The sequence below is a fragment of the Amycolatopsis sp. AA4 genome (assembly GCF_002796545.1).
GTDB lineage: Bacteria > Actinomycetota > Actinomycetes > Mycobacteriales > Pseudonocardiaceae > Amycolatopsis.
This window is the reverse complement of the sequence record NZ_CP024894.1, coordinates 4,890,437-4,915,897: the sequence shown is the minus strand read 5'-3', so window position 1 is coordinate 4,915,897 and position 25,461 is coordinate 4,890,437. Positions and strand designations below refer to the sequence as shown.

The 25,461-nt window shown below is 71.5% G+C and carries 22 protein-coding genes; 11 read left to right on the top strand and 11 right to left on the bottom strand.

Annotation, left to right across the window (positions count from 1 at the left end):
* Nucleotides 1-44: 44 nt before the first annotated feature.
* Together CU254_RS22785 and CU254_RS22780 are read right to left on the bottom strand one after the other, a co-directional pair.
* On the bottom strand, nucleotides 45-800 hold the full coding sequence (locus CU254_RS22785) for a class I SAM-dependent methyltransferase (protein WP_009079719.1): 756 nt from the start codon (nucleotides 798-800) through the stop codon (nucleotides 45-47).
* Between the two features lie 81 nt (nucleotides 801-881).
* Complete coding sequence (locus CU254_RS22780; protein ID WP_009079717.1) at nucleotides 882-1,400, bottom strand: DUF402 domain-containing protein; 519 nt, start codon at nucleotides 1,398-1,400, stop codon at nucleotides 882-884.
* A 114-nt stretch (nucleotides 1,401-1,514) separates the two neighbouring features.
* Here CU254_RS22780 and CU254_RS22775 point away from each other — a divergent pair, with 114 nt between their 5' ends.
* From CU254_RS22775 to CU254_RS22760, 4 genes are all read left to right on the top strand, one after another.
* Complete coding sequence (locus tag CU254_RS22775) at nucleotides 1,515-2,816, top strand: DUF5685 family protein (protein ID WP_037714524.1); 1,302 nt, start codon at nucleotides 1,515-1,517, stop codon at nucleotides 2,814-2,816.
* Between the two features lie 81 nt (nucleotides 2,817-2,897).
* A complete protein-coding gene (gene uvrB, locus CU254_RS22770) occupies nucleotides 2,898-5,057 on the top strand; it encodes an excinuclease ABC subunit UvrB (protein WP_037714522.1) in 2,160 nt (719 codons plus the stop codon).
* Between the two features lie 34 nt (nucleotides 5,058-5,091).
* Complete coding sequence (locus tag CU254_RS22765) at nucleotides 5,092-5,358, top strand: type II toxin-antitoxin system VapB family antitoxin (RefSeq protein WP_199785959.1); 267 nt, start codon at nucleotides 5,092-5,094, stop codon at nucleotides 5,356-5,358.
* Nucleotides 5,355-5,756: a type II toxin-antitoxin system VapC family toxin gene (locus CU254_RS22760; protein WP_009079712.1), complete on the top strand. Its 402-nt coding sequence runs from the start codon at nucleotides 5,355-5,357 to the stop codon at nucleotides 5,754-5,756. The genes CU254_RS22765 and CU254_RS22760 overlap by 4 nt, the downstream gene beginning before the upstream one ends.
* A gap of 189 nt (nucleotides 5,757-5,945) precedes the next feature.
* On the opposite strand, the gene CU254_RS22755 is transcribed toward CU254_RS22760, so the two are convergent.
* The 3 genes from CU254_RS22755 to CU254_RS22745 all read right to left on the bottom strand — a co-directional run bounded on the left by CU254_RS22755 (nucleotide 5,946) and on the right by CU254_RS22745 (nucleotide 10,640).
* Nucleotides 5,946-6,701, bottom strand: a complete 756-nt coding sequence (locus CU254_RS22755; protein WP_037714519.1) for an enoyl-CoA hydratase/isomerase family protein — start codon at nucleotides 6,699-6,701, stop codon at nucleotides 5,946-5,948.
* A gap of 26 nt (nucleotides 6,702-6,727) precedes the next feature.
* Nucleotides 6,728-7,666, bottom strand: a complete 939-nt coding sequence (locus CU254_RS22750) for an ABC transporter permease (RefSeq protein ID WP_009079708.1) — start codon at nucleotides 7,664-7,666, stop codon at nucleotides 6,728-6,730.
* A 106-nt stretch (nucleotides 7,667-7,772) separates the two neighbouring features.
* Complete coding sequence (locus CU254_RS22745; RefSeq protein WP_009079707.1) at nucleotides 7,773-10,640, bottom strand: alpha/beta fold hydrolase; 2,868 nt, start codon at nucleotides 10,638-10,640, stop codon at nucleotides 7,773-7,775.
* Nucleotides 10,641-11,060: 420 nt separating this feature from the next.
* On the opposite strand from CU254_RS22745, the gene CU254_RS22740 reads away from it, so the two are divergent.
* Together CU254_RS22740 and CU254_RS22735 are read left to right on the top strand one after the other, a co-directional pair.
* The gene (locus tag CU254_RS22740; RefSeq protein WP_009079706.1) at nucleotides 11,061-12,029 is read left to right on the top strand and encodes a TerC family protein; all 969 of its coding nucleotides are present in this window, start codon (nucleotides 11,061-11,063) and stop codon (nucleotides 12,027-12,029) included.
* Between the two features lie 38 nt (nucleotides 12,030-12,067).
* Nucleotides 12,068-13,996: a S9 family peptidase gene (locus tag CU254_RS22735; protein WP_100266847.1), complete on the top strand. Its 1,929-nt coding sequence runs from the start codon at nucleotides 12,068-12,070 to the stop codon at nucleotides 13,994-13,996.
* Here CU254_RS22735 and CU254_RS22730 read toward each other — a convergent pair.
* The 3 genes from CU254_RS22730 to CU254_RS22720 all read right to left on the bottom strand — a co-directional run bounded on the left by CU254_RS22730 (nucleotide 13,989) and on the right by CU254_RS22720 (nucleotide 16,938).
* Nucleotides 13,989-14,645 carry an RES family NAD+ phosphorylase gene (locus CU254_RS22730; RefSeq protein WP_100266846.1) on the bottom strand — a complete coding sequence of 219 codons (657 nt, stop codon included), beginning with the start codon at nucleotides 14,643-14,645 and terminating at the stop codon, nucleotides 13,989-13,991. The two genes, CU254_RS22735 and CU254_RS22730, sit on opposite strands and share 8 nt — an antisense overlap.
* A gap of 89 nt (nucleotides 14,646-14,734) precedes the next feature.
* Nucleotides 14,735-15,316, bottom strand: a complete 582-nt coding sequence (locus CU254_RS22725) for a hypothetical protein (RefSeq protein WP_009079700.1) — start codon at nucleotides 15,314-15,316, stop codon at nucleotides 14,735-14,737.
* A 644-nt stretch (nucleotides 15,317-15,960) separates the two neighbouring features.
* The gene (locus CU254_RS22720; RefSeq protein ID WP_009079699.1) at nucleotides 15,961-16,938 is read right to left on the bottom strand and encodes a LacI family DNA-binding transcriptional regulator; all 978 of its coding nucleotides are present in this window, start codon (nucleotides 16,936-16,938) and stop codon (nucleotides 15,961-15,963) included.
* A gap of 92 nt (nucleotides 16,939-17,030) precedes the next feature.
* On the opposite strand from CU254_RS22720, the gene CU254_RS22715 reads away from it, so the two are divergent.
* Nucleotides 17,031-18,509, top strand: a complete 1,479-nt coding sequence (locus CU254_RS22715) for an FGGY-family carbohydrate kinase (RefSeq protein ID WP_037714517.1) — start codon at nucleotides 17,031-17,033, stop codon at nucleotides 18,507-18,509.
* On the opposite strand, the gene CU254_RS22710 is transcribed toward CU254_RS22715, so the two are convergent.
* Complete coding sequence (locus CU254_RS22710; RefSeq protein ID WP_009079694.1) at nucleotides 18,454-19,260, bottom strand: helix-turn-helix domain-containing protein; 807 nt, start codon at nucleotides 19,258-19,260, stop codon at nucleotides 18,454-18,456. The two genes, CU254_RS22715 and CU254_RS22710, sit on opposite strands and share 56 nt — an antisense overlap.
* 38 nt (nucleotides 19,261-19,298) lie before the next feature.
* Between CU254_RS22710 and CU254_RS22705 the strand changes: the two genes are divergently transcribed.
* The 3 genes from CU254_RS22705 to CU254_RS22695 all read left to right on the top strand — a co-directional run bounded on the left by CU254_RS22705 (nucleotide 19,299) and on the right by CU254_RS22695 (nucleotide 21,297).
* Nucleotides 19,299-19,697, top strand: a complete 399-nt coding sequence (locus CU254_RS22705; protein ID WP_009079692.1) for an NUDIX domain-containing protein — start codon at nucleotides 19,299-19,301, stop codon at nucleotides 19,695-19,697.
* Nucleotides 19,698-19,895: 198 nt separating this feature from the next.
* On the top strand, nucleotides 19,896-20,378 hold the full coding sequence (locus CU254_RS22700; RefSeq protein ID WP_037714514.1) for an MmpS family transport accessory protein: 483 nt from the start codon (nucleotides 19,896-19,898) through the stop codon (nucleotides 20,376-20,378).
* 169 nt (nucleotides 20,379-20,547) lie between these two features.
* Nucleotides 20,548-21,297, top strand: coding sequence for an ABC transporter permease (locus CU254_RS22695; RefSeq protein WP_009079689.1), 750 nt, complete (start codon nucleotides 20,548-20,550; stop codon nucleotides 21,295-21,297).
* On the opposite strand, the gene CU254_RS22690 is transcribed toward CU254_RS22695, so the two are convergent.
* Together CU254_RS22690 and CU254_RS22685 are read right to left on the bottom strand one after the other, a co-directional pair.
* A complete protein-coding gene (locus CU254_RS22690) occupies nucleotides 21,294-21,980 on the bottom strand; it encodes a histidine phosphatase family protein (RefSeq protein WP_009079687.1) in 687 nt (228 codons plus the stop codon). The two genes, CU254_RS22695 and CU254_RS22690, sit on opposite strands and share 4 nt — an antisense overlap.
* A 22-nt stretch (nucleotides 21,981-22,002) precedes the next feature.
* Nucleotides 22,003-23,880, bottom strand: coding sequence for a Na+/H+ antiporter (locus tag CU254_RS22685; RefSeq protein ID WP_009079685.1), 1,878 nt, complete (start codon nucleotides 23,878-23,880; stop codon nucleotides 22,003-22,005).
* Nucleotides 23,881-24,043: 163 nt separating this feature from the next.
* Between CU254_RS22685 and CU254_RS22680 the strand changes: the two genes are divergently transcribed.
* Nucleotides 24,044-25,456 (top strand): carboxylesterase/lipase family protein, encoded by a 1,413-nt coding sequence (locus CU254_RS22680; protein WP_009079683.1) that lies wholly within the window; start codon nucleotides 24,044-24,046, stop codon nucleotides 25,454-25,456.
* Nucleotides 25,457-25,461 lie beyond the last annotated feature (5 nt).

The following is a 25,461-nucleotide window of genomic DNA, read 5'->3' as shown; positions in this document are numbered from 1 at the left end:
GCGATTGCTGCCTTCGAGAATCCCGGCCGGCGGGGCCGATCGGATCAGCGGAACGGCGTGACTTCGGGTCCACCGGCCGTCCCCCGCGCATCCACCGATCGGTGGATGCGGAAGTAGATCATCGGGTTGTCGCGGCCGGGGTGCACGACGCTGTCGACGCCGAGTTCCCGCCGGAGTTCGTCGAGGCAAGCGTACGCGTGTTTCGCGCGGGCGCGGGCCGCGGTGAAGTACGGGGTCTGGGTTTTTTCCAGCCAGCGCACCACTTCGGTGCCCTCGGTGAACGGCAGCGGGGTGGCGCGGTGGAACACGTCGTGCACGCTCACCGCGGCGTCGATCTTCGGGAAAACGTCGGAGAGGTACCACCTCGCGAAGCGCGCGCCGTGGTCGGCGTCGATGAACAGATAGTCCACATCGGACAGCCAGTCGCCGGCGAGGGTGCGCGCGTCGCCCTGGCGGAATTCCCAGCGGCCCTTGGCCAGTGCGTGCGGGACGGTCTTGGTGGCATTGCCGATGAGATCGACTGTGGTCAGCCTGCCGGCGCCGTTGTCCGCGAGCGCGCGGAGGAGCCAGCTCGTGGACCAGCCGTGCAGCGAACCGATCTCCACGACTTTCTCCGGGCGCAGGTGCCGCAGGAGCAGGTAGGTGATCTCCGCCTCGACGTCGTCCAGTTGCGTTTTCATCGCCGGATGCGCGCGGCGGTGCGCTCGCTGGGCGTCCTTCGCGGCGCGCAACGCTTCGGTGTGCTCGCGGTACAGCGAGCAGACGAGGTCGAGCGTCACCTGGTGTGCGGTTCGTTCCATGCCGCTGATCGTGGCCGGGCGAACCGCGCCGGGTAATCCGGCTGACCGCCGGGCGGGGGTGGGGAATTCCCCCGTTCCCGGCTAGGGATGCCTGCGCCAGCCGAGCGTCATGTCCTTTGTGGACAGCCACGCGGCGAGGTCGTACCCGTGCGCGGCGAGCCCCTCGACGGCGGCGTAGGCGACTTCGAGCGCGTACTCGCCTTCCTTCTCCGACAGCAGGTTCCCGGCGACGGCGGCGAGCAGTTCGTCGGTGTCGATGACCCGGACCGAGAGCTTGTCCTTGAGCACGAGGTCGAGGTACAGGTCGGTGGCGACCCAGCGCGGGCCGTCGCGGTGCACGCGCACGACGTCGAGGTAGAAGTCCTGGTCGCGTTCGTGGCCCGGGCTGAACCAGAAGTCGGTGACCCGCAGGCCGAGTTCCGGCAGCAGCCAGGACTCGAGGTAGTGGAACTGCGCCCGCCCCGGCGTCGGCCGCGCCAGGTACAGGCCGAACGGCTCCTCGCGGAACTCCTCCACGTCGCGGCGGATGCCCTTGTTGTCGATGTTCACGCGGGCGGCCGGGTCGAACGTCTCGACCTTGGGCGGGTGCAGATCGGTCATCCGCCCATCCTGCCCTGCCCGCGCCCTTCGCGAGAATCTCCGGAACGCCGATCAGGGGTCCGGGCGAGGAGCTAGAGTTCGCGGGTCGTTCGGTTCTCCCGGGGGGACAAGCATTTGTTCGGGATCATCAGACCCTGCCGGCACCGGCTGGCCGGGCGGCTGCACGCGGACTGGACGGCGCACTTGTGCGGCCTCTGCCTCGCGCTGCGCGACCAGCACGGGCAGTTCGCCCGGGTCGTGACGAACTACGACGCGCTGATCGTGTCGGCGCTGGTCGAGGCGCAGCTGCCGAGCGGGCCCCGGCGTGCCGCCGGACCGTGCCCGCTGCGGTCGATGCGGTCGGCGTCGGTCGCGGTCGGCGACGGGGCCCGGCTCGCCGCGGCGGTGTCGCTGGTGCTGGCTTCGGCGAAGGTCGACGACCATGTCGCCGACCGGGACGGCGCGTTCGCCCGGCGTCCGGTGGCCGGCGCGGCACGGCTCGTCGCGCGCCGCTGGGCCGCGCAGGGCGGCCGGACGGGGGCTGGGATCGGCTTCGACACCGCGGTGCTGACCGAGGCGGTCGGACGGCAGGGCGAGCTGGAACGCGCGCTTCGGGCCGGGGACTCGCCGTTGCTCGCGACCGAACCGGCCGAGCTGGCGTCCTCGGCGGCGTTCGCGCAGACCGCGGTGCTGGCCGGACGCCTCGGCAACCGCGCGCCGCTCGCCGAGGCCGGACGGCTGTTCGGCCGGGTGGCACACCTGCTCGACGCGGTCGAGGACCTGGCGGCGGATGCCGCGTCCGGCGCCTGGAATCCGCTGCTGGCCACGGGAACCGCGGTGGACGAGGCGCACCGGCTCTGCTCGGACGCGGTGCTCGGGGTCGAACTGGCGCTGCGCGAGGCGGAGTTCGCCGATTCGGCGCTGGTGCACGCGTTGCTGGTGCACGAGCTGAGGCAGGCGGTGCGCCGGGCGTTCGGGCATCACCACCTGCACGGCCAGCAGCCGCCGCCCGGGTGGATCGGGCCCGGGCCGGCGCCGCAGCAGTCGCCGTACGGGCCGGGGACCGGGCAGCCGGGATACGGGCGGCAACCGGGTTACGGCGCGCCGGTGCCGGGGTACGGGCCTGCTGGAATGCCTGGCCCCGGTGGACCAGGCGGTCCGGACGGGCCTGAGCCGCCGGGGGAGGGAGACCCGCTGGACGGCAAGGGCGGCGGCTGCTGGGTCCCCAGGTTCGCGGTCCCGCCGGAACGCCGGAACTTCTTCGCGGGCTGCGCGATCGCGACGTACATGTGCTGCTCCTGCCAGTACTGCTGCCGCGACCCGTACCCGGGCCCGTGGAGCGGCAAACCGCACAGCGGCGGGTGCGACGGCTGCGACTGCGGCGGGTGCGACTGCGATTGCGGCTGCTGCGACGGATGCGACTGCTGCGACTGCTGAGCCGGCCGCCCGTGCCGGAGGATTCCCAGCTCAGCCGGGCCGTCGCGGAAATTGTCGGTGGTCCGGCCTACCCTGGTTCCCGTGGCTTTCGCAACCGAACACCCCGTCCTCGCCCAGTCCGACTTCCGCCCCGTCTCCGAGGTGCCGCGCGCCGGCGGTCGGTTCGAGGTCGTCAGCGAGTACCAGCCCGCCGGCGACCAGCCGGCGGCCATCGACGAGCTCGAACGCCGGATCAGGGCGGGCGAGAAGGACGTCGTGCTGCTCGGCGCCACCGGCACCGGCAAATCGGCCACCACCGCGTGGCTGATCGAGCGCGTCCAGCGCCCCACGCTGGTGATGGCCCCGAACAAGACGCTGGCCGCGCAGCTGGCCAACGAGCTGCGCGAGCTGTTCCCGCACAACGCGGTCGAATACTTCGTCAGCTACTACGACTATTACCAGCCCGAGGCGTACATCGCGCAGACGGACACGTACATCGAGAAGGACTCGTCGATCAACGACGACGTCGAGCGGCTGCGCCACTCCGCAACGATGAACCTGCTCTCGCGCCGCGACGTCATCGTGGTCGCGTCCGTGTCCTGCATCTACGGCCTGGGCACGCCGCAGTCGTATCTCGACCGGTCCACGAAGCTGGAGGTCGGGGCCACGGTGGAGCGCGACGTGCTGCTGCGCGCGCTGGTCGACGTGCAGTACTCGCGCAACGACATCGCCTTCGCGCGCGGCACGTTCCGGGTCCGCGGCGACACCGTGGAGATCATCCCGGCGTACGAGGAGCTGGCGATCCGCGTCGAGTTCTTCGGCGACGAGATCGACAAGCTGTACTACCTGCACCCGCTCACCGGCGACATCGTGCGCGAGGTCGACGAGGTCCGGATCTTCCCGGCCACGCACTACGTCGCCGGGCCGGAGCGGATGGAGAAGGCGATCCGCGGCATCGAGGCCGAGCTGGAGGAGCGGCTGGCCGAGCTGGAGAAGCAGGGCAAGCTGCTGGAGGCCCAGCGGCTGCGGATGCGGACCGCGTACGACATCGAGATGATGCGCCAGGTCGGCTTCTGCTCCGGCATCGAGAACTACTCGCGGCACATCGACGGCCGCGGCCCCGGCTCCGCGCCCGCCACGCTGATCGACTACTTCCCCGAAGACTTCCTGCTGGTCATCGACGAATCGCACCAGACGGTGCCGCAGATCGGCGGCATGTACGAGGGCGACATGAGCCGCAAGCGCAACCTCGTCGACTACGGGTTCCGGCTGCCGAGCGCGGTCGACAACCGGCCGCTGACCTGGGAGGAGTTCTCCGACCGGATCGGCCAGACGGTGTACCTGTCGGCGACGCCGGGCCCGTACGAGATGGGGCAGACCGGCGGCGAGTTCGTCGAGCAGGTCATCCGGCCCACCGGCCTGGTCGACCCGAAGGTGGTCGTGAAACCCACCGAGGGGCAGATCGACGACCTGGTGCACGAGATCCGCGAGCGCGCGGACAAGGACGAGCGCGTCCTGGTCACCACGCTGACGAAGAAGATGGCCGAGGACCTCACCGACTACCTGCTGGAGCTGGGCATCCGGGTCCGGTACCTGCACTCGGAGGTCGACACGCTGCGCCGGGTCGAGCTGCTGCGCCAGCTGCGCGCGGGCGACTACGACGTCCTGGTCGGCATCAACCTGCTGCGCGAGGGTCTCGACCTGCCCGAGGTGTCGCTGGTCGCGATCCTCGACGCGGACAAGGAAGGCTTCCTGCGCAGCGGCACGTCGCTGATCCAGACCATCGGCCGCGCGGCGCGGAACGTGTCCGGCGAGGTCCACATGTACGCGGACAAGATCACCGATTCGATGAAGTACGCGATCGACGAGACCGACCGCCGCCGCGCCAAGCAGGTCGCCTACAACGAGGAGCGCGGCCTCGACCCGCAGCCGCTGCGCAAGAAGATCGCGGACATCCTCGACCGCGTCTACACCGAAGCGGAAGACTCGGACGAGACGGTCGCGGTCGGCGGCTCGGGCCGCAACTCCTCGCGCGGCAAGAAGCCGGAACAGGGCGACCGCGTCCGCAGCTCGGGCATGCTCACCGACAAGAACGTGTCGGCGATGCCGCGCGCCGAACTCGCCGACCTGATCCAGCAGATGACCGACCAGATGATGCAGGCCGCCCGCGACCTGCAGTTCGAACTGGCCGCCCGCCTGCGCGACGAGGTCGCCGACCTGAAGAAGGAACTGCGGGGGATGGACGCGGCTGGAATCAAGTAGTTACACCACTGTGCGGTACCATTACACTATGGCGATGAACATCAAGGATCCGGAAACGGAGCGCCTGGCCGCGGAAGTGGCCGAGCTGACCGGCACTACCAAAACCGGTGCGGTCCGCGATTCGTTGCGGATCATGCGGGACCGGCTGGTCGCGCAACGGCGTGCGGAGCACAACGCGGACGAGTTCGTGCGGTTCCTTCGGGAAGAGGTCTGGCCGCAGGTCTCCCCGGAGAACCGGGGCAAGGCGATCAGCAAAGCCGAGCGCGAGGAAATTCTCGGATACGGGCCGGGTGGCGTGTGATCATCGACAGTTCCGCGATCGTGGCGGTGCTCATGGAAGAGCCGCTGGCAGTGCCGATCGCCCGGGCGATCGGCGGCGCGGAGGAATGCCGGATCGGCGCGCCGACCCTGGTGGAGACCTCGATCGTGCTGGCGAACAAGGAAGGCGAGCGAGGCGCCGCGCTGCTGGCTTCGTTCCTGCAACGGCGGCGGTTCGACGTCCTCACCTTCGGCGAAGCGCACTGGCGGACCGCGCAGACCGCGTTCCTGCGGTACGGCAAAGGCAGGCATTCCGCCGCGCTGAACTTCGGCGACTGCCTCACCTACGCGGCCGCGATGGTCGCCGGAGAACCGCTGCTCTGCATCGGCGACGACTTCCCGCAAACCGACCTCGAGCTGGTCAAGCTGGGGGAGGACTGACCGGGCTGGCGAAGCGGGCTGAACAGACTCCCGGCCGGGGGTGCGCTCCGAACTGAGGCACCCCCGGTTCCCGGACCCTCACCTCGACTTTCACAGAAACATGCGCCCGAAGCAATGGGTGCGAGGGCAGAGCTGAGGCAAGAAAGTCTCTAATCCCGCGATTTCCCGGGAAAGGACCAACCGAAAGGGTCAGCGCTTCAGGACCTTCTCCACGTACGCCTTCACCGCCGCGAGCGCCGGCTCCGATCGCCACAACCGCTCTACCTGCGCGTCGTCGGACACGCGGTTCTCCGCGATCCGCTGGTGGTAGGGCTGCCGGAGCTGCTGCTTCGTGTGCGCGAACGCCTTCGCGGGCAACTCGCCGAGCCGGGCGGCCAGCTCCCGGGCCCGGACGAGGACGTCCTCCGCGGGCACGACCTCGTCGACCAGATTGCGGTGGACCGCGTCGGCCATGGTGACCGTCGCGCCGCTGTAGATCAGGGACGGCAGCGGGGTCGTTCCGTAGGTGCAGCGCATGATTTCCAGCGCCGACAACGGGAACGGCACGCCCACCAGCAGTTCCGTCACGCCGATGCGGCCGGGGCCGTCCGCGGCGATGCGGTGGTCGCACGCCGCCGCCAGGACCATGCCGCCCGCGATGGCGTGGCCGTTCACCGCCGCCACCACCGGGCGCGGGAAGCCGAAGACGGCCAGGAAGGCGTCCGACAGCGCGGGCAGGAAATCGCTGACGTAGCGCGCGCCGCCCTCGTCGAGCGCGACCAGGTCCACTCCGGCGGAGAAGATGTCGCCGGACCCGGTGAGCACGACCGCGCGCGCTCCGGCCGCGTCGGCTTCTTCGAGTCTGATCACCAGCTCTTTGCAGGTGGCGGTGTCGAGGGTGTTGCCGCGCCCGTGGTCGAGGGTCACGAGTGCGACGCCGGCGTCGAGTTCCAGGTGGATCGTCACGCGCCGAACCGTACCGGACATCCGCCTCAGCTGGTGACGTCCTTGCGTGCGAACCGGCGGCCCGCCAGCAGCAGGAAGACCGTCGTGTAGATGACCGACGACAACACCCCGCTGGCCAGGTTCGTCCAGTCGATGTCGGTGGAGATCAGGTCGATCCAGGCGAACGAGTAGTGCGTCGGCAGGTAGTTCCGCAATCCCTCCAAAGCGGTGATCTGGTCGAGGATCTGCGACAGGATCGCCACCAGCACCGTCCCGCCGACCGCGCCCAGCGGCGCCTCCGTCGAGACGCTCAGCAGCAGCGCGAGCCCGGCGACCCAGGCCAGCTGCACGACGATGTACACAGTGGACATCAGCAGCGCGAGCAGGCTGTCGCCGAAGCTGACCGCGTCGCCGGTGGGGCTGATCGCGTCGCCCGCCCCGTACCAGAGGACGCCGACCAGCAGCGAGACCACCGGCAGCAGCACCAGCGCGGCGATCGACAGCAGCCCGGACACCGCGGCTTTCTGCCGCAGCAGCCGGTGCCGCGGGACCGGGATCGCCAGCAGGTACTTCAGGCTCGACCACGACGATTCGCTCGCGATCGTGTCGCCGAAGAACAGCGCGACGATCATCGGCAGCAGGAACGTGCCGGACACGAAGAACGCGAGCACCACGAAGTTCGGCGCGCTCGCCGTCGCGAGGTCCACGAACCCGCCGGAGCGGCGGTTCGGATTCGACTGCCCGATCTGGAACGCGACCACGAGGATGAACGGCAGCACCGCGACGAACGCCAGCACCAGCTGGGTCCGCCGGCGGCGCAGCTGCCGTTTCAGCTCGACGCTCAGCCGCAGCGTCCGGTCGGCCCGGTAGCCCGCGACCGCGCCGTCCGGCCCGACCTCGGCGGGTTCCGCGGTGGCGAGGTCGCTGAGTTCCTGCAGTGCGGCGGGGTCGGTGTGGACTCCGCCGGAGCCGTTGGTTTCGTTCACGAGTTTTCTCCCACGGGCGGCAGGAACGGGTTTTCGACGCGGCGGTCGCTCAGTTCCCGAGAAACGGCCGGGTCGGTGCGCGCCCCGCCGTAACCGTTGTCCTCGTTCATGAATCCTCTCCCACCAGCTGCAGGAACGCGTCTTCGAGACGGCGGCGCGGCCCGGCCTGTTCGACCGCGACCCCGGCGCGCACGAGGGCCGCGACCGCCTCGGCGCGGGGCAGGCCGTCGAGGTTCGCGTGCACCAGGTCGCCCTCGGTTTCGATGTCCGACACCCCGGCGATGCTCTTCAGCGTCGCCGCGGCCGCCGCCGGGTCGCCGACCCGGAACGTGGCCTCGCCGCTCGAGGCCGCCAGTTCGCCGACCTCGCCCGAGGCCACGAGCCTCCCGCGGTGCATGACCACCACGTGCGAACACGTCTGCTCGACCTCGGCCAGCAGATGGCTCGAGACGACGACGGTGCGCCCGGTGGCGGCGTAGCGCTGCAAGACCTCCCGCATCTGGTGGATCTGCGGCGGGTCGAGCCCGTTGGTCGGTTCGTCGAGCACCATCAGCTCCGGCAGCCCGAGCATCGCCTGCGCGATCGCGAGCCGCTGCCGCATGCCCTGGCTGTAGGTCTTCACCCGCCGGTGCACCGCGTCGCCGAGCCCGGCGATCTCCAGCGCCTCGGTGAAGTGCGCCTTCTCGACCGGCCGCCCGGTCGCCGCCCAGTACAGCTCCAGGTTCGCCTTGCCGGACAGATGCGGAAGGAATCCGGAGCCCTCGACGAACGACCCGATCCGCGACAGCACCGGCGCGCCCGGAGCGATCCGGTGGCCGAACACGCGGATCTCGCCCGCGGTGGGCGTGATCAGGCCCATCAGCATCCGCAGCGTGGTCGTCTTGCCCGCGCCGTTGGGCCCGAGCAGGCCCAGCACCTGGCCCGGTTCGACGCGGAACGACAGGTCCGCCACCGCGGTGAACCCGCCCGCGTACTGCTTGCGCAGCCCCTTGATCACCAGCGGGGTGTCCGCGAGTTCCGGGTCGACGTCGTGCGCCCGGCGCCGCCGGATCGCCGCGACCACGACGGCCGCGAGCGCGACCAGCAGCGTCGCGCCGATGCCGATCAGCTGCCCGACCGGCAGGGGAGCGCCGACCGAAGCGCCGGGCACCACCGGAACGGCGAGCGCCGCGCCCGGTGCGAGCGCGACCCGGAACACTCCCGGCTGCGTCGGCACCGAATACGCCTGGTCTGTCGTGCCGACGACGAGCCGCAGCGAATGCCCGGAATCGATCGGCCGCACGACCCCCGGCAGCGTCACCGTGACGTCGACCGGCGTGCCGTCCGCGGGCAGCCCGGTGACCCGGAACGGCGCGACCGCGTTCGCGGGCAGCACGCGGGTGCCGTCCTGGCCGACGTCGTACAGCTTCGCGAACAGCACCGCTTCCGGTTGCGGATGCGCCGGGTCGGTCGCGACCCGCAGGTGCACGGTGCTCGAACCGGCCAGCAGCACCTGGCTGTCGAACGGCGCGGTGCCGAACTGCGCGGCCTGCCCCGGCGGATCGCTGCTGAACAGCGGAGCCAGCCGGGAGGTGCCCGCCGCGAGCCCGTTGAGCCCCGGAATCCCGCTCACCGCGGCCGGATTCGCGCCCGCGGGCCGGACGATCGGCTGCGCCGGGCCGGTGAGCGCCAGCTGCTTCCGCTCGGTTCCGGCGCCGTCGAGACCGGGGTACGCGGCGGCGTTGACCGTGCGCACCGACGGGGTTCCGTTGGCGCGCAACGTGCCTTGGACGTCGTAGCTGAATCCGTGGCCGGGGTCGCCCTGTCCGGTGAGCGACGACCACAGGAAGTCGCCGATCTTCGCGCGCAGCTGAGGTCCGGGGACGCCGCCGTCGTGCCCGCCGGTGTACCAGATCGTGCGCACCGAGCCGCCCGCCGCGGTGATCTGCCGCGCGGTGGCGTCGGATTGGTCGAGCCCGAACAGCGTGTCGCTCTCGCCCTGCACGAGCAGCGTCGGTGCGGTGATCTTGCCGGTGACCGACGAGGGGGAAACCCGGTGCAGCAGCGCGACCGTCTCCGGGCTGGCCTTGCCGGTGGTCGCGAGTTCCGCGTAGGCCTTGCACACCGCCGCGGTGAACCGGCCGCACGGATCCGCGGACGGCCGCTCCGCCCGTGCCCCGGCCGGGGGCGCGGCGGCTTGCGGCGCGGTGCCGCCGCTGTTCCCCGCGGTGCCGCCGGTGTCGGTGGTCGGTTGTCCCGCTTCCGGCGCTTCGGCCGACGGCGTGCTCGCCGCGGCCGCACCCGAACCAGCGGAGAAGAAAATGCCCGCCCAGCTCTTCTTGAAGACGCCGTCCGGCGAGAACGCGCCGGCGGCTGGAGTCTTCGCCGACGGAGCGGTCGCCGCCGCGGCGTTCGGCACGAGAGCCTGGCCGAGGTCGTTGTAGGTGATCACCGGCGCGAGCGCGCGCACCCGGCGATCGGTCCCGGCGAGCAGCAGCGACAGCGAACCGCCGTAGGACGCTCCGGTCACCCCGATCTCGCGCTGGCCGTCGGCTCCGGCCGCCACGTCGGGGCTCGCCGCCAGCCGGTCGACGAGCCGGCGCGCGTCGGCGACCTCGCCGTCCGGGTCGTTCAGGCCGATTTTGCCGGTGCTGTGCCCGAATCCGCGCGCGGACCAGGCGAGCACGACGAACCCGCGCTGCGCCAGTTCGCGCGCCTGCGGGTCCACACTGGACTTGTCGCCGCCGAAGCCGTGCGCGAGCAGCACGGCGGGCGCGGGCGTGTGTTCGGGGTAGTAGGTCGTGGTGTCGATCCGGACCTGGTCGGGCGAACCGGGCGCGGCGGGCATCGAGACGAAGGCGTCCTGGGTCCGGACCGGTGCGGGACCGCGGTCGCGGGTCGCCCAGACGGTCACCGCCGCGGCGGCGACCAGCACCACGGCGGCGACGGCAGCGAGCCGGGAGCCGCGGGTGCGGGGAAGCGGGATTCGGGGCACGAAGCGACGTTATGACGATTCTGCTGAGAACGGTGGTTCGACCTCACACAGATTTCATAGCGCGGGATTTTGGCGGCACCGGACCACCGCCGCGGGATCGCGCCGGCGTTTGGGCCGAGCGGCGGGACAGGCCGAAGGCCCTCCCGTCGCTCGGCCCAAACGTCGGCTTGAAGGCGATCCCGCGCGCGGCGGCGAAGCCGACGCCATCAATACGGTGATGTGGGCAACCCCGGCTGGCGTTCGCAGCCCGTAACCGGCAGACTGAACGCGCTGTGAGGGGAGTATTCCTTCGCGGCGGTGTCGTCAGCACGGTGACCCGGTGAGCCATTCGCCGAGGTCCCCGGCACCGTCGGCCGGTCTCGCACCGGCGGGAGAGACCTCCGGTTAGTTGCTGCTGCGCACTATCCGGAGGTTTCTGAGATGACTGTCCCCCTGTGGCTGTGGTTCGCGACAGTCGGCGGGCTGCTCGCGCTGATCGCGATCGACCTGGTGATCGTCGACCACAAGCCGCACGAGGTGACCACCGGCGAGGCCGCGCGCTGGGTGATTTTCTACATCGGCTGCGCCGTCCTGTTCGGAGCCGGGATCTGGTACTTCGCCGGGCACGACCCCGGGGTCCAGTTCTTCACCGGGTACATCACCGAGTACTCGCTGAGCGTCGACAACCTCTTCATCTTCATGGTCATCATGGCCTCGTTCAAGGTGCCCGCGATCCACCAGCACCGCGTGCTGCTCGTCGGCATCCTGCTCGCGCTGGGCATGCGGAGCGTGTTTATCGCGGTCGGCGCGGCGCTGATCAACCAGTTCGTGTGGGTCTTCTTCCTCTTCGGCGCGGTGCTCGTCTGGACCGCGATCAGCATGTTGCGCGGCCACGGCGGCGGCGAGGAGGAGTACCACGAGAACGCGCTCACCCGCTGGGTGCGCAAGCTCTTCCCGGTCACCGACGACTACCGCGGCCACAAGTACCTGGTGAAGGAAGACGGCAAGCGGAAGATCACCCCGATGCTGCTGGTGATCGTCGCGATCGGCTCGGCCGACCTGCTGTTCGCGGTGGACTCCATCCCGGCGATCTTCGGCATCACCCAGGAGGCGTTCCTCGTCTTCACCGCCAACGCGTTCGCGCTGATGGGCCTGCGGCAGCTGTACTTCCTGCTCGGCGGCCTGGTCACGAAGCTCGTCTACCTCAGCTACGGCCTCGCGGTGATCCTCGCCTTCATCGGCGCGAAGCTGGTGGTGCACGCGCTGCACGAGTACCACCTCGCGCCGGACTGGCTGGACATCAGCAACTGGATGTCCCTCGGCGTGATCGTCGTGGTCCTGACCGTCACCACGGTGCTGAGCCTGGCCAAGGCCAAGCGCGACGAACGGCGGGCGGTCGCGGCCGAATAGGTCGTTTGCCTTGCTAAGGATCGGGTACGGTCGTCGGCATGCGTCCTGCCGACATCGAAGTCCTCGCCGTCCCCGGCCGTCCCGCGCTGCGCGGTGACCTCCTGCTCGCCGCGGTGAGCAGTCCCGACCTGGAAACCGACCAGTACCGCAGCGCGATCCGGCGGATCTCGCTCTCCGGCGGCGAAACGCCGTGGACACAAGGTCCGCGCGACTCGGCGCCGGCGATCTCCCCGGACGGCCGGTGGGTCGCGTTCCTGCGCGCCGGCGACGGCAAGGGCGCCGAGGGCAGCCCGCAGGTGCACGTGATGCCGGTGGACGGCGGCGAATCGCGGAAGCTCACGTCGCTGCACCTCGGCGCGGACGCGCCGGTGTGGGCCCCGGATTCGCGCTGGCTCGCGTTCACCGCGCGCGAAGCCGAGCCGGGCCGCTACGGCACCGAGGACGCCGACGAGCGCACGCCGGAGCCCGCCGCCGAAGCGCCGCGGCTGATCACCCGGCTCGACTACCGCCTCGACAACATCGGCTTCCTGCGCGACCGGCCGAAGCGGCTGTTCGTGCTCGACACCTTCGAAGAGGGCGAGCCGGAAGCGGTGACGCCGCGCGATTACAGCGTCAGCCAGCCGGTGTGGACGCCGGACGGCGAGCGCGTCGTCGTGGTCGTGCCGCACGACTTCGACCGGACGGAAACGCGCGAGCACGACCTCGTCGCGTTCCCGGTCGACGGCGGCGAACCCGAGGTGCTGACTGCCTGCCCCGGGTACGCCGATCAGCCGGTGTACGCGGCGGACGGCACGCTCTACTTCTTCGGCACGTCCCATGAGGACGGTGTCGTGGTCGCTTCCAACACCGGTCTGTACGCGGTCGTGTCGAACGGGAAACCGCGGCGGCTGACCGATGTGGAGACCGTGGACATCGAGATCGGCTCCGGACCGGCGGTTCCGCGCGGCGACGAGGTGCTGGTCGCGGTGCGCAACCGGGGCGCGGTGGAACTGCGCGCGATCCCGACGGACGCCGACGGCGCGAAGCTCGACGACTTGCGCGTGCTGCACGCCGGACCCTCGGCGGTCCACGGATTCGCGGCGGACGGCGACACTGTCGTCGCGGTCGTGGCCGGTTTGGACACTGCGGGCGAGCTGGCGGTGCTGGGCGCGGACGGTCCGCGAGTGCTCACCGATTACTCGAAGCCGTTGCGGGACAAGGGTCTTTGCGAGGTCGTGGAACTCGAAACGACCGCGCCGGACGGCTACCCGGTGCACGGCTGGCTCGTCCTGCCCGAGGGCGAAGGACCGCACCCGGTGCTGCGCGTGGTCCACGGCGGACCGTTCACCCAGCAGGAGTGGACGGTGTTCGACGAGGCGCAGGTGTACGCGTCGGCCGGGTTCGCGGTCGTGCTCGGCAATCCGCGCGGTTCGGCCGGATACGGGCAGTCGCACGGTACTTCGGTCGTGCACAACATGGGCACCGTCGACGTCGACGACGTGCTCGCGCTGCTCGACAAGGCGCTGGAGCGGCCGGACCTCGACGCGTCGCGGACCGGCATCATGGGCGGTTCCTACGGCGGGTTCATGACGAGCTGGGTCGCCGCGAAGCATCCGGACCGGTTCCGCGCGGCGTGGAGTGAGCGCGCGGTGAACGCGTGGGATTCCTTCGCGGGCAGCTCCGACATCGGCTACTACTTCACCGAGGGCTACGTCGGTGCGGACTCCGACGAACAGCGCCGCCGCAGCCCGCTGACCTACGCCGCGGACGTGCGGATCCCGTTCGCCGTCGTGCATTCCGAGCAGGACTGGCGGTGCCCGCTGGAGCAGGCGCAGCGGCAGTTCGTGGCGCTGCGCCAGGCCGGGGCGGAGACGGAGTTCCTGCTGTTCCCGGGCGAGGGGCACGAGCTGACGCGCTCGGGCAGGCCGCGGCACCGGGTGCAGCGGTTCGAGGCGGTGCTGGCCTGGTGGGGCAGGCACCTCAGCTGAGCAGCGTGTAGTTCAGCTCCTCGCACACCCGGCCGAGCGGCACGTCGAGCCCCGGATGGTCCAGCGGAAGCAGGACGTCCGGGGCGATCGGCAACGCCGCGCCCGCGGGCGGGTCCCACAGGCACACCGAGGGCTTGCCCGCGTCCATCGACGAGCGGTACCAAAGCCCGTCGAGGTCCGGCATCGCGCCGCGGATCGCCCGCGCCCACGCCTGGGTGATCTTTTTCGGGCCGCTGGAGATCTCCTGCGAAGCGCCGACCCGGGTCGGCCACAGCCCGGTGAGGTCGAGCAGCCGCAGCACCCGCGTCGGGCGCACCACGACCAGGCGAGGGCCGCGCGTCGTGCGGTCCACCGTCGAGGTCGTCTGGAACACCTCGGCGACGCTCGTGCGCACGGTCAGGCCGAAATACAGCACGCCGTTGCCCGGGTCGGTGACCGGACCGCCGCCGCGGCCGGGCGTCTGCTGGTCGAACCGGCCGTGCGGGAGCGGGCCGGTGTAGCGGAAGGTGTTCCACTGCTGCGGATGGTTGCCGTGCGCGGTGAAGATGCGGACCAGCCGGGTCTCGGGCTGCACCGAAACCACGTCGTGGCTGCGGTCCAGCCCCTTGACCAGAGCAGACCGCGCCGGAGGCGAGGGGAGCCGGGCCATGCGGGGGAGGTTGTCCGTCCTGTGTCGGGGCAGGGGGCGGGCCCGCGCCGCGCGAAGGCGCGGCGGTGCGCGGGCGGGAAGTCAGCGGGTCAGAACGGCGAGCCGAGCGTGGCCACGAGCCGGGCCACCTGCTCGGGGTCGCCGCCGGCGAGCAGCCACTGCCGCGGCGTGGCCGGCCGGTCGCTGATCACCAGGTCGGACTGCGGGGTGTTCATGAACGCGGCGACGACCAGCGCGGGCTGGTCCTCGGGGACGGCGCGCAGCACAGTCTCCAGGCCGGGCAGCACGCCCGCGCCGTTGAACTGCCACGCGGGCAGCCGCCAGCCCTGGTCCTTCCAGCCGGTGAGCCTGCCCTCCTTGAGGCGGTGCCGGATCCGGCTGTCGTCGACGTTCAGCATCTCGGCGGCCTGGCCGACCGACAGCGCGGAATCGGCGAGCACGGCGTGCGCGGCGACGGTGCGCGCGCGGAAGTCCGGTTCGCCCTCGTCGCGCGGGCTCAGGTCGAGCCCCGCCTCGGCGAGCGCGGCCCGCTGGTCGGGGGAGAAATAGTGCGAGGGGTCGGGGTTGGGCGGCGACAGCCTGCGGGCCGCGTCCTCCACGAGCGTGAGAAACTCGTTCGCGTCGGCCTTGAGGCCGGCTCTGGCGAGAACGTTCTCGAGCGCTATCGACATACGCTCAGCCTAGCGCGTGTGTGCGGGTTCGTGCGGTTTCTCGCCTTTTTGTGGGTGAATTCACCAAAGATCGACACGCATCGCACAGAAGTCAACACGGGGTGTAGGCGAGTACGGGCCAGTCTGCCCCGCACCGGGTGGCTTGTCCAGGCTTTCGAGTGCTTGACACTCCCGGACCGCCGATTTACGTTGCGAACGAGTAATCGGTTTCCCGCCCTCGGGTGCGGCCCGTGCTCCGCCGTCCGCGGCGGACGCTGGGGGGACAGGGGGTGGGGCGTGCCTGGCGGCTCGGCGGATCTCCGCCCGGCCGCCAGGCACGTCGTTTCCCTCGGATTCCGGTTTCGCCTCGGGCGTGCTCGCCGGATTTCGCCGCGCTTGGTCGGCGAGGCGGGCTTTGCCGGTGGGGCAACTGCGCGCCCAGGATGGTTCGCGGGTGCTGTCGGCACTCGCGCCAGCGGAAATTGCGCGACGACCCGGCCGATGTGGCACGCGGGCTGTGTCGCGGCCGTCGGCGGCGGTCGAGCACCGTGGTCCGCGACGGAAGCTGGGGGCGTGCCCTCGGATGAGCTTCTCGCCCTGCAGTTCGTCGCTGGATTTCGCCGTGCGCCGGGCTTTCCTGGTTCGCGGGTCCTCGGCGCGGCCGGTCAGCGATGCGAGCTTTGCCGGTCGATCAGCTGCGCGTCCAAGGTCGTGGTGACCGGTTCGCGGGTGCTGTCGGCGATGCGGGCCAGCAGCAACTGCGCGGCGACCCGGCCGATCTCGTAGGCGGGCTGCGCCACGACGGTCAGCGGCGGGTCGACCAAGGTCGTCCACGGGGCGTCGTCGAACGAGACGATGCCGATGTCGCGTCCGGCGCGCAGGCGACGCTCCGCGAGCGCCTCCAGCACCCCGATCGCCATCGTGCTGTTGGCGATGAGCAGCGCGTCCGGCGGCTCCGGCTGGTCCAGCAGGTCCCCGGCGGCGCGGCGGGCGCCTTCCGCACGGTATTCGGCCCGGCGGAAGACCGCGTTCTCTTCGCCGACCGCGTCGAAGTAGCCGGACAGCCGGTCGTCGGCGGTGCGGACGCCGGACGGGCCGGTCAGGCAGGCCACCCGCCGGTAGCCGCTCGCGACGAGATGCCGGGCCGCCTGCCGGGCGGCGCGGCGGGTGTCGACCAGCACCTGGTCGCCGTCGGTGCCCGGCAGCGGCCGGTCGACCGCGACCACCGGGATGCCGAGCCGGCGCAGCCGGGTGACGTTCGTGGCCGGGCCGGTGGGGGAGAGCAGCACGCCCGCGACGCGTTCCTGCAGCGCGACGTCGAGGTACCGGCGTTCCTTGTCCTCGTTCTCGTCGGAATTGCAGAGCACCACCGAGTACCCCGACACCTGCGCGAGGTCCTCGACCCCGCGCGCGATCGAGGTGAAGAACGGGTTCTCGACGTCGGAGATGATCAGCGCGAGCACCGCGGTCTCCTGGCGGCGCAGGTTTCTCGCCAGTCCGTTCGGGTGGTAGCCGAGTTCCTCGGCGGCCTCGAGCACCCGCGCGGCCAGCTCGGGGTCCACTGTGGACTTGCCGTTCAGGGTCCGCGACACCGTGGCGGTCGAGACGCCTGCCCTGGCGGCGACGTCGCTGATCGTGGCCACCGCGCCTCCTCGTCCTGGCTTCCTTGACACCCCGGTGACCGCAGAATACCGTCCCGGTAATCGTTTACCGTCCGCTTGCCGGGGGTGCTGTGATGCGACCGGGCCCGTTGCTCGGCATCGACATCGGCACGTCCAGCGCGAAAGGCGTCCTCGTGGGTGCGGACGGCACTGTACTGGCGCGCGCCGCCCGCCCGCACAGCACCTCCCGGCCGCGCCCCGGCTGGTTCGAGCACGACGCCGAAACGGTGTGGTGGGCCGCGTTCGCGGAGCTGGTGCGCGAATTGCTGGCCGAGGGGCACGAACCGGCCGGGCTGGCGGTGAGCGGCATCGGCCCGGTGCTGCTGCCCGCCGACGGCGACGGCCGCCCGCTGCGCCCGGCGATCCTCTACGGGGTCGACACGCGGGCCGGCGCGGAAATCGCCGAGCTGACCGCCGAACTCGGCGAAGAGTCCATTGTGGAGCGCTGCGGGAGCGCCCTGTCGAGCCAGGCGGTCGGGCCGAAATGGCGGTGGCTGTACCGGCACGAGCCGGAGGTCGCCGCGCGGGCGAGGCAGTTCTTGATGGCGAGTTCGTACCTCGTGCGGCGGCTGACCGGCGAGTACGTGCTCGACCACCATTCGGCCAGCCAGTGCGACCCGATGTACGACCTGCGCGCGGGCGGGTGGGCGGAGGACTGGGCCGCGCTCGTCGCGCCCGGGATCGACCTGCCGCGGCTCGCCTGGCCGACCGAGGTCGTCGGCACGGTCACCGCGCGGGCGGCCGCCGAGACCGGGCTGCCGGCCGGATTGCCGGTCACCTGCGGCACGATCGACGCGTGGGCCGAGGCGGCCAGCGCGGGCGTGCGCGACCGCGGCGACACGATGGTCATGTACGGCACCACGATGTTCCTCGTCCAGTCTGTCGCCGAGGCCCGGCCGGTGCCCGGGCTGTGGGCGACGCGCGGGGTGCGCCCGGGCAGCTACTCGCTCGCCGCGGGAATGGCGACGTCCGGCGCGATCACCGACTGGCTGCGGGAACTGTTCGACGGCGACTTCGCCGAACTGGTCGCTTCGGCCGGTCAGGTTCCGGCCGGAAGCCGCGGCCTGCTGATGCTGCCGTACTTCGCGGGCGAGCGGACGCCGGTGCCGGATCCGCTGGCACGCGGGATGATCGCCGGGCTGACCACTTCGCACGGCCGGGCGGAGCTGTACCGCGCGGCGTTGGAAGGGACGGCGTACGGGGTGCGGCACAACCTTGCCGCGATGGGCGCCCCCGCGCGCCGGCTGGTCGCGGTCGGCGGCGGCACGCAGGGGCGGGTGTGGACGGGGATCGTCAGCGACGTGACCCGGACGCCGCAGCATCTTCCGACGGAAACTGTCGGGGCGTGTTTCGGGGACGCGTACCTGGCCGCGGTGGCGGTCGGGCTGGAGCCGGACATCGAGGCGTGGAACCCGGTCGCCGAGGTGATCGAGCCGGATCCGGCCCGGGCGGACCGGTACGACGAGTTCTACGCGCACTATCGCGCGTTGTATCCGGCTACCGCGGAGACGGCGCATTTCCTTGCGCGGCACCAGGATTCGGCGGCGGAGTGAGTCCCCTGCCGAAGTAGCCGCCCGGGGTGAGGCCGGTGAGGGCCCGGCATTCGCGGGTGAGGTGCGGCTGATCGGCGTACCCGGCGGCGACGGCCAGGTCGGCGAGGTTCGCGGTAGTGGGCGCCAGTGCGATGGCTCGCTGGAGGCGCAGGATTCGCCGGTAGGTGGCCGGTCCGTAGCCGACGGCGAGGGTGAAGAGCCGGCGCGCCTGCCGTTCGCTTCGGCCTGCTGGATGCCCGGCAAGCGAGTGGTCCGGGGCAGGTCGCGGGTGCGGCGCGGCGGGTGCTTCTCCTCTGCTGCGGCCCGGCATTCCGGCGTCGCGGGCAGCTTCCGCGGCGAGTCGCGACAGCATCCGTTCCACCACCGGATCCACGGCCGCCGGGTCCGGCACGACGTCGGCCACCGACTCGGCGAGGTCGCGGCCGCTGAGGATTTCGTCGGCGAGGGCCGCGCCGCGGCGGTTCCACAGGTCCGGCAGCGGGACGCGGCTGTCGCGCAGTTCGTCCGCGCCCACGCCGAGCAGCGCGGCCGCCGCGCCCGGCCGGAAGCGCAGGCCGCGCAACCGGGTGCCGGGCGGGAACTCCGACGTCCACGCCGTCGTGTCCGGTCCGGCCACGAAGACCTGACCGGCGCCCGCGACGAGGTCGACGCAGCCGTCCGGGACGATCCGCTTCGGGCCGGGCTCGGCCGACTCCCAGCGGCACCGCACGAGGCGGCGCAGCGCGGCGGGCGGCGGGCTTTCCGAGTACACCCCGCGATCATGCCTCGCGGGTACGACAGAATGCGCGCATGAGCCCGATCGATGCCTTGGCCTGGGTCCACGTGCGGGACCGGCGGCTGTTGTCCGTGCGCACCACGGGCAAAGAAAAGTTCTATCTCCCCGGCGGCAAGCGCGAACCCGGCGAGGGCGACGTCGAGGGACTGTGCCGGGAGATCCGCGAGGAACTGGGCGTCGCGCTCGACCCGCTGAGCTTCCGGTTCTTCGCGCTGCTCGACGAGCAGGCCGACGGATTCGCCGACGGGCGCCGCGTCCGGATGACCTGCTACACCGCCGACCACACCGGCGAACCGGAGCCGTCGGCCGAGATCGCCGAGGCCGCGTGGCTGCGCGCCGCGGACGCCGCCTCCTGTCCGCCCGCCGGGCAGCGCGTGCTGCGGATGCTGTCCGAGGCCGGGCTCGTCGACTGATCACCCAGCGTCAATCGGGGGACGCGCCAGCGTTATCGGCATCGTGCGTGGTGATCGTGCTCGCGAGCGCACGTCTCCTACCCCCATCAGGGTGAACTGGAGCGAATTTTCTCGGGTTGGCTAACGCCGTGTAACGGTCTGGCGAAGAACCAGACGTCGCACTCGCGGGAAGTGCGCTCGAGAAGAGAAGACCTCTCCATGGGTGTTCCTGGCGCGACCCGGCCCACGGCGGCCCGGGGGGAATCGGGCAGGCTGCGGCCGCTCGGAAGCGCGGTGGCCGGCGTCGTCGCCGTCGCGGTCACCGTCGCGTGGTACGTCATGCCGAAAGCGACCCCGGACCGGCCCGCCCCGGCCGCGGCGGTGCCCTCCGGGCCGTCGGTGACCGTCGAACCGGTGACCGTGCACGAGGTGACCCGCACGGTCGTCTACGAGCTGACCGGCGGCGACGTCGCGCACAACCTCACCTACGTCGCGACCGGCGGCGACCTCGAACAGCAGGCCGAGGTGCGGCTGCCCTGGTCGGTGACGGTGCAGCGGAAGGCCCCCGCCGAACAGCCGGTGTTCAGCAGCCTGGTCGCGCAGAGCACCGGCGCGCTGCTGTGCCGGATCCGGGTCGACGGGCACGTGGTCGCCGAGAAGTCGGTGGCGGGGGAGGGACGGCAGCTCAGCTGCAGCGCCTGACCCGCTGCCGACGAGGCTCTCCGACCGGCTCGGTCCGCGAGGCAGAAGTCCGTGAAGGGCTCCTTGAAGGAATCAGATTCCCTCAAGGAGCCCTTCACGGACCTGCGAGGGAGCGGGAGCCACCCCGGGCTCACCGCGCCGCATCCCGGTCTGCGGCAGGATCATCCCCGTGAACGGTGCGATCGGATTCGGGCCCGCGCTGATCGCCGTGCTCGCGGTGCTGACGCTCGCGGGCGCGGCCGTCGTCCGGTTCGGCCAGCTCGGGCAGGGGCGGGCGGTGCTCGTCGCCGCGGTCCGCGCCGTCGCGCAGCTCGCGCTCGTCTCCCTGGTCATCACGGTCATCCTGCGGTCGGGCTGGCTGACCGGCCTGTTCGTGCTCGCGATGTTCTCCATCGCCGCCGCGACGTCCGCCAGCCGGATCGGGGTGCCGAAGCGGATCGGGTGGGTCGCGCTGGCGCTGGCGTCCGGCGTGCTCCCGGTGCTGGCGCTCGTGCTGGGTTCCGGGGTGGTCCCGGCGAAGCCGATTTCGATCGTGCCGGTCGCGGGGATCGTGATCGGCGGTTCGATGACCGCGACCTCGCAAGCCGCCCGCCGCGCGCTCGACGAACTCAAGCAACGCCACGGCGAGTACGAAGCCGCGCTCGCGCTGGGGTTTCTGCCGAGGCACGCCGCGTTGGAGATCTGCCGTCCGTCGGCGGGGCACGCGTTGATCCCGGCGCTCGACCAGACGCGGACGGTCGGCCTGGTGACGTTGCCGGGCGCGTACGTCGGCGTCCTGCTGGGCGGGGCGAGCCCGCTTCAGGCCGGGACGACCCAGGTGCTGGTGCTGATCGGGTTGCTGGCCGCGGAGGCGATCGCGGTGCTGGTGACGGTGGAACTCGTCGCGGCGGGGTTGCTCCGCCGCGACGAGCCGGCCTAGCCGAGCGGCGCAGCCAGGTGAGAGCGGTCGTTGAAGCCGCGGATCAGCCAGTTGTCGCCGTGCACGACGAGGTGCGAGATCGATCCGTTGTCCGCGCCCAGGAAGGCGAACCGCTCCAGCGCGCGGCTCGCCTGCGCGAACGCCTCGCCGATCACGCCGCCGTGGGTGAACACCGCGACGCGCTGATCCGGGTGCGCCGCGGCGATGCGGGTGAGGGCGGACCGGATCCGCAGGCCGAACGCTTCGTCGGACTCCGCGCCGGGCAGGACGTCCCACCGCTGCTCTTCCCACAGCTTCCGCGCCAGCGGATGCCCCTCCGCGGTGTGCTTGCGGAACAGCCCGTTTTCCCATTCGCCGAGGTGGATTTCGCGCAGGTCCGGCTCGACGGACGGGGTGAGGCCGAGCTTTTCCGCCAGTGGCGCCGCGGTCTGCGCGGTGCGCCGCAACGTGGTCACGTACAGCGCGTCGATGCGTTCGGACGCCAGCCGTTCGCCGACGCGCACGGCGTGGTCGCGGCCTTCCGGCGCGAGGTCCGGGTCGGCCTGTCCGTCGACGAGGTCGAACGGCTCGCTGAGCCGTTGCGGCATCGATTCCCCGTGGCGCACCAGGAAAATCTCGGTGGCGCCCGCGGGCGGGCTGAAGCGGTGCTGGCGGTACTCGACTTCCTGTTCGGGCGTGCTCATGCCCCGACCCTAACCGGTCGGCTCAACCGAGTTGCTTGTCCACGAAGCACCATCGCCACGTCTCGCCCGGCTCGAAGCTGCGCATCACCGGGTGCAGGGTTTCGTGGAAGTGCTGCGAGGCGTGCTTGCCCGGCGACGAATCGCAGCAGGCGACGTGCCCGCACTTGAGGCACTTGCGCAGGTGCACCCAGGTCATCCCGGCCTCGACGCATTCGGCGCAGGAGTCCCGGGAGCTGGGCTCCTTCTCCGGCCATTCGTGGCTGAGGTGCTTGCAGGACCCGGCCGTGGCGGCGGGGGTGCTGAGTTCTCGTTCGGCCACCGGGGGTTCCTCCTCGTCGCGGTCGAGCATGGATTCTTCGATGTCGAGCCGGGCCAGCACGCGCCGCAGCACCGCGTCGTCGGCGGTGCCCCGGTCGCGTGCCTTCAGGAACACTTCGCGTTCGGCTTCCAAGAGCTGGACGCGTAGCCGACGGTAGGCGTCGCTGGGGGTTTCGGCGAGCGTGCTCTGCCGGCCGAGCTGTTCCCACGCCGCGTCCGACCGGCCTTGCAACCGGTCGCGCAGCCGGTCGATCACCTCGGGCGGGTCTTCCGGACGCCGCAATTCGTCCAGCTTCGCGAGCGCGGCGCGGGTCATGTCGTGCAGCACGGCGGCTTCCTGCAGCGCGTCCTCCGCGGGATCCGGCCGCGGCAGCCGCAACCGCCGGATCAGCGGCGGCAGCGTCATGCCCTGCACCACGAGCGTCCCGGCCACGACGACAACCGCGGCCAGCACCAGCACCGCGCGCTGCGGAGTGTCCGCGGGCAGCACGAAGGCCGCGGCGAGCGTGACCACGCCGCGCATCCCGGCCCACGCGATCACCGCCGAGTAGCGCCACGGCCACACCTTGCCGCGTTCCAGGCCCAGGGTGTTCAGGAGGCGTTTCACCACGCCGATCCCGACCATCCACAGCATCCGCGTGAGGATCGTCGCGGCGAGCACCGCGGCGCAGATCCCGACGAGCTGCCACAGCGACAGCCCGCTCTTGCCGACCTCGTGCAGGATTCCCCGGACCTGCAGGCCGATCAGCAGGAAGACCATGTTCTCCAAGAGGAACTGGACGGTCTCCCAGTTCAGCCTGCTGGCCAGCCGCGACGGCCCGGACTGGATCCGCGGCGTCTGGTGTCCCTGGATGAGCCCGGTGACGACCACGGCCAGCACGCCGGATCCGTGCACCGCTTCCGCGAGCAGGTACGCCGCGAAGGGGACCGCGAACGACAGCGCGGTGTCGGTGAGCGTGTCCTCCAGCTTCGCGCGCACGTAGGTCACGATCAGCCCGACGAGGAAGCCCACGACGATCCCGCCCGCGGCCGCGAGAAGGAAGTCGAGACCGACCTGCCACAGGCTGACCGCGCCGGCGATCGCCGCGATCGCGGTCCGCAGCGCGACGAGTGCGGCGGCGTCGTTGAAGAGGCTTTCGCCCTCCAGCAGCCGGACGAGTTTGCGCGGCATCCCGACCCGCCGTGCGACGACGCTCGCCGCCACCGCGTCCGGCGGCGCGACGACCGCGCCCAGCGCGATCCCGGCGGCCAGCGGCAATCCCGGCACGACCAGCCAGGCGACCAGCCCGACGCCGAACGCGGTGAACACCACCAGCCCGACCGACAGCAGCGCGATCGGCCCGCGCAGCTTGCGGAACGCGACGAGCGACGTCTGGATCGACGCCGAGTACAGCAACGGCGGCAGCAGTCCGATGAGGACGATCTCCGGGTCCAGTTCGTACTGCGGCACCCCGGGGACGAACGACACCCCGACGCCGACCGCGACCAGGCACAGCGGCGCCGACCAGTCCATCCGGCGCGCGACGACGGTCACCAGGAGGACCGTCAGGACGAGCGCCACCAATTCCGCTGCGATTTCCACGGCACAATCATCACCTGCGGCCCCGGAGCACGCGCGGGGGCCTGCGTTGCCGATCCGGCCAAAAGCAGGCCGACCCCTGCACGGAACGTAACCGTTGCCACGAAAGCCATTCGGCCGTGGCTGTGGTCGGGTCGGCAACTATTGGCACAGTAGGCTGCGGTTCGTGACGACGGTGGAGACGCGGGCCGGTGCCGTCCGCGGCGAGGTGCGGGACGGAGCCGAGGTTTTCCTGGGGGTGCCGTTCGCGGAACCGCCGGTGGGGGAACTGCGGTTCCGGGCGCCGGTGCCGGTGGCGTCCTGGTCCGGGGTGCGCGACGCGACGGAGTTCGCGGCCAAAGCTCCCCAGCCGGACGTGACCGGGAAACGCTTCGTCGGCGACGAGGACTGCCTGTACGTCAACGTCTACGCGCCGGAAGCGCCCGGCTCGTACCCGGTGCTGGTGTGGATCCACGGCGGGGGCGGAGTGATGGGCGCGCCGCACCAGTTCGACGCGTCCGCGTACGCCCGCCGCGGTGTGGTCGTCGTGACCGTCGCATACCGGCTAGGCGTGCTCGGCATGCTCCGGCTGCCCGGGGTTTCCGACGGGAATCTCTCGCTGCGGGACCAAGTGCTGGCGCTGGAATGGGTCCGCGACAACGTGGCCGCGTTCGGCGGCGACCCGCGGCGCGTCACGCTCGCCGGACAGTCCAACGGCGGCCGCACGGTGGGGACGTTGCTGGCGGTCCCGGCCGCGCGCGGGCTGTTCGGCCAGGCGATCGTGCAGAGTGGCACCGGGGTCGGGTCCGTCGTGCACACCCCGGGGGAGGCGGAATCCGTCGGCGAGGCGGTGCTGGCCGAACTGGGCGACGCAGATCTGCGCGCGGCGCCGGTCACGGAGATTTTGACCGCGCAGCAACGGGTTACGGCTCAGCTCGGCACTCTCGTGCCTTATCGCGTGGTGGTCGACGGAGATCTCCTGCCGCGGCGGCCCGGCGCGGCGATTGCGGACGGCGCGGCGCGCGAGGTCCGCGTCCTCGCCGGCACGACCGCCGACGAGCAGGATCTGTTCTCCTGGCTGCAAACGGGCGGCGCGAAACTGCTCGGCAGCGGTTCGACGATGCTCGCACCGGACGACATCGCCCGAATGACCGAGGCGTACCGGGAGCTGCTGCCGGGCTGGCCGGAGGACCAGCTGGCGAACCGCGTCCGCACGGCGGGGGACTGGTGGCTGCCGGCGATCCGGCTGGCCGAAACCCAGCACGCGGCGGGCGGGACGGCCTGGATGTACCGGCTGGACTGGCGGATCGCGCCGCGCGGGCGGGGCCTCGGCGCGGCGCACGGGGTGGACCTGCCGTTCGTGTTCGACGACGTCGGCAACCCCAACTGGCGCTTCCTGTTCGCCATCGCCCGCCCCGATCCGGAACGGCTGCGGGCGATGGCGAAAGAGATGTTCGAAACCTGGGTCCGGTTCGTGGCGACCGGCGATCCGGGCTGGGAACGGTATACGCCCGAGGACCGCGTGACGCGGGTTTTCGACGACGTCAGCACCACCGTGTCCGATCCGGACGCGGAGCAGCGGCGGTTGTGGGACTCGTGAGCGGC

Excerpts from the sequence above, each read along its gene's own strand:
- CU254_RS22785 (WP_009079719.1), bottom strand. The coding sequence starts at position 800 with ATGGAACGAACCGCACACCAGGTGACGCTCGACCTCGTCTGCTCGCTG.
- CU254_RS22780 (WP_009079717.1), bottom strand. The coding sequence starts at position 1,400 with ATGACCGATCTGCACCCGCCCAAGGTCGAGACGTTCGACCCGGCCGCC.
- CU254_RS22765 (WP_199785959.1), top strand. The coding sequence starts at position 5,092 with ATGAACATCAAGGATCCGGAAACGGAGCGCCTGGCCGCGGAAGTGGCC.
- CU254_RS22740 (WP_009079706.1), top strand. The coding sequence starts at position 11,061 with ATGACTGTCCCCCTGTGGCTGTGGTTCGCGACAGTCGGCGGGCTGCTC.
- CU254_RS22735 (WP_100266847.1), top strand. The coding sequence starts at position 12,068 with ATGCGTCCTGCCGACATCGAAGTCCTCGCCGTCCCCGGCCGTCCCGCG.
- CU254_RS22730 (WP_100266846.1), bottom strand. The coding sequence starts at position 14,645 with ATGGCCCGGCTCCCCTCGCCTCCGGCGCGGTCTGCTCTGGTCAAGGGG.
- CU254_RS22725 (WP_009079700.1), bottom strand. The coding sequence starts at position 15,316 with ATGTCGATAGCGCTCGAGAACGTTCTCGCCAGAGCCGGCCTCAAGGCC.
- CU254_RS22715 (WP_037714517.1), top strand. The coding sequence starts at position 17,031 with ATGCGACCGGGCCCGTTGCTCGGCATCGACATCGGCACGTCCAGCGCG.
- CU254_RS22705 (WP_009079692.1), top strand. The coding sequence starts at position 19,299 with ATGAGCCCGATCGATGCCTTGGCCTGGGTCCACGTGCGGGACCGGCGG.
- CU254_RS22700 (WP_037714514.1), top strand. The coding sequence starts at position 19,896 with ATGGGTGTTCCTGGCGCGACCCGGCCCACGGCGGCCCGGGGGGAATCG.
- CU254_RS22690 (WP_009079687.1), bottom strand. The coding sequence starts at position 21,980 with ATGAGCACGCCCGAACAGGAAGTCGAGTACCGCCAGCACCGCTTCAGC.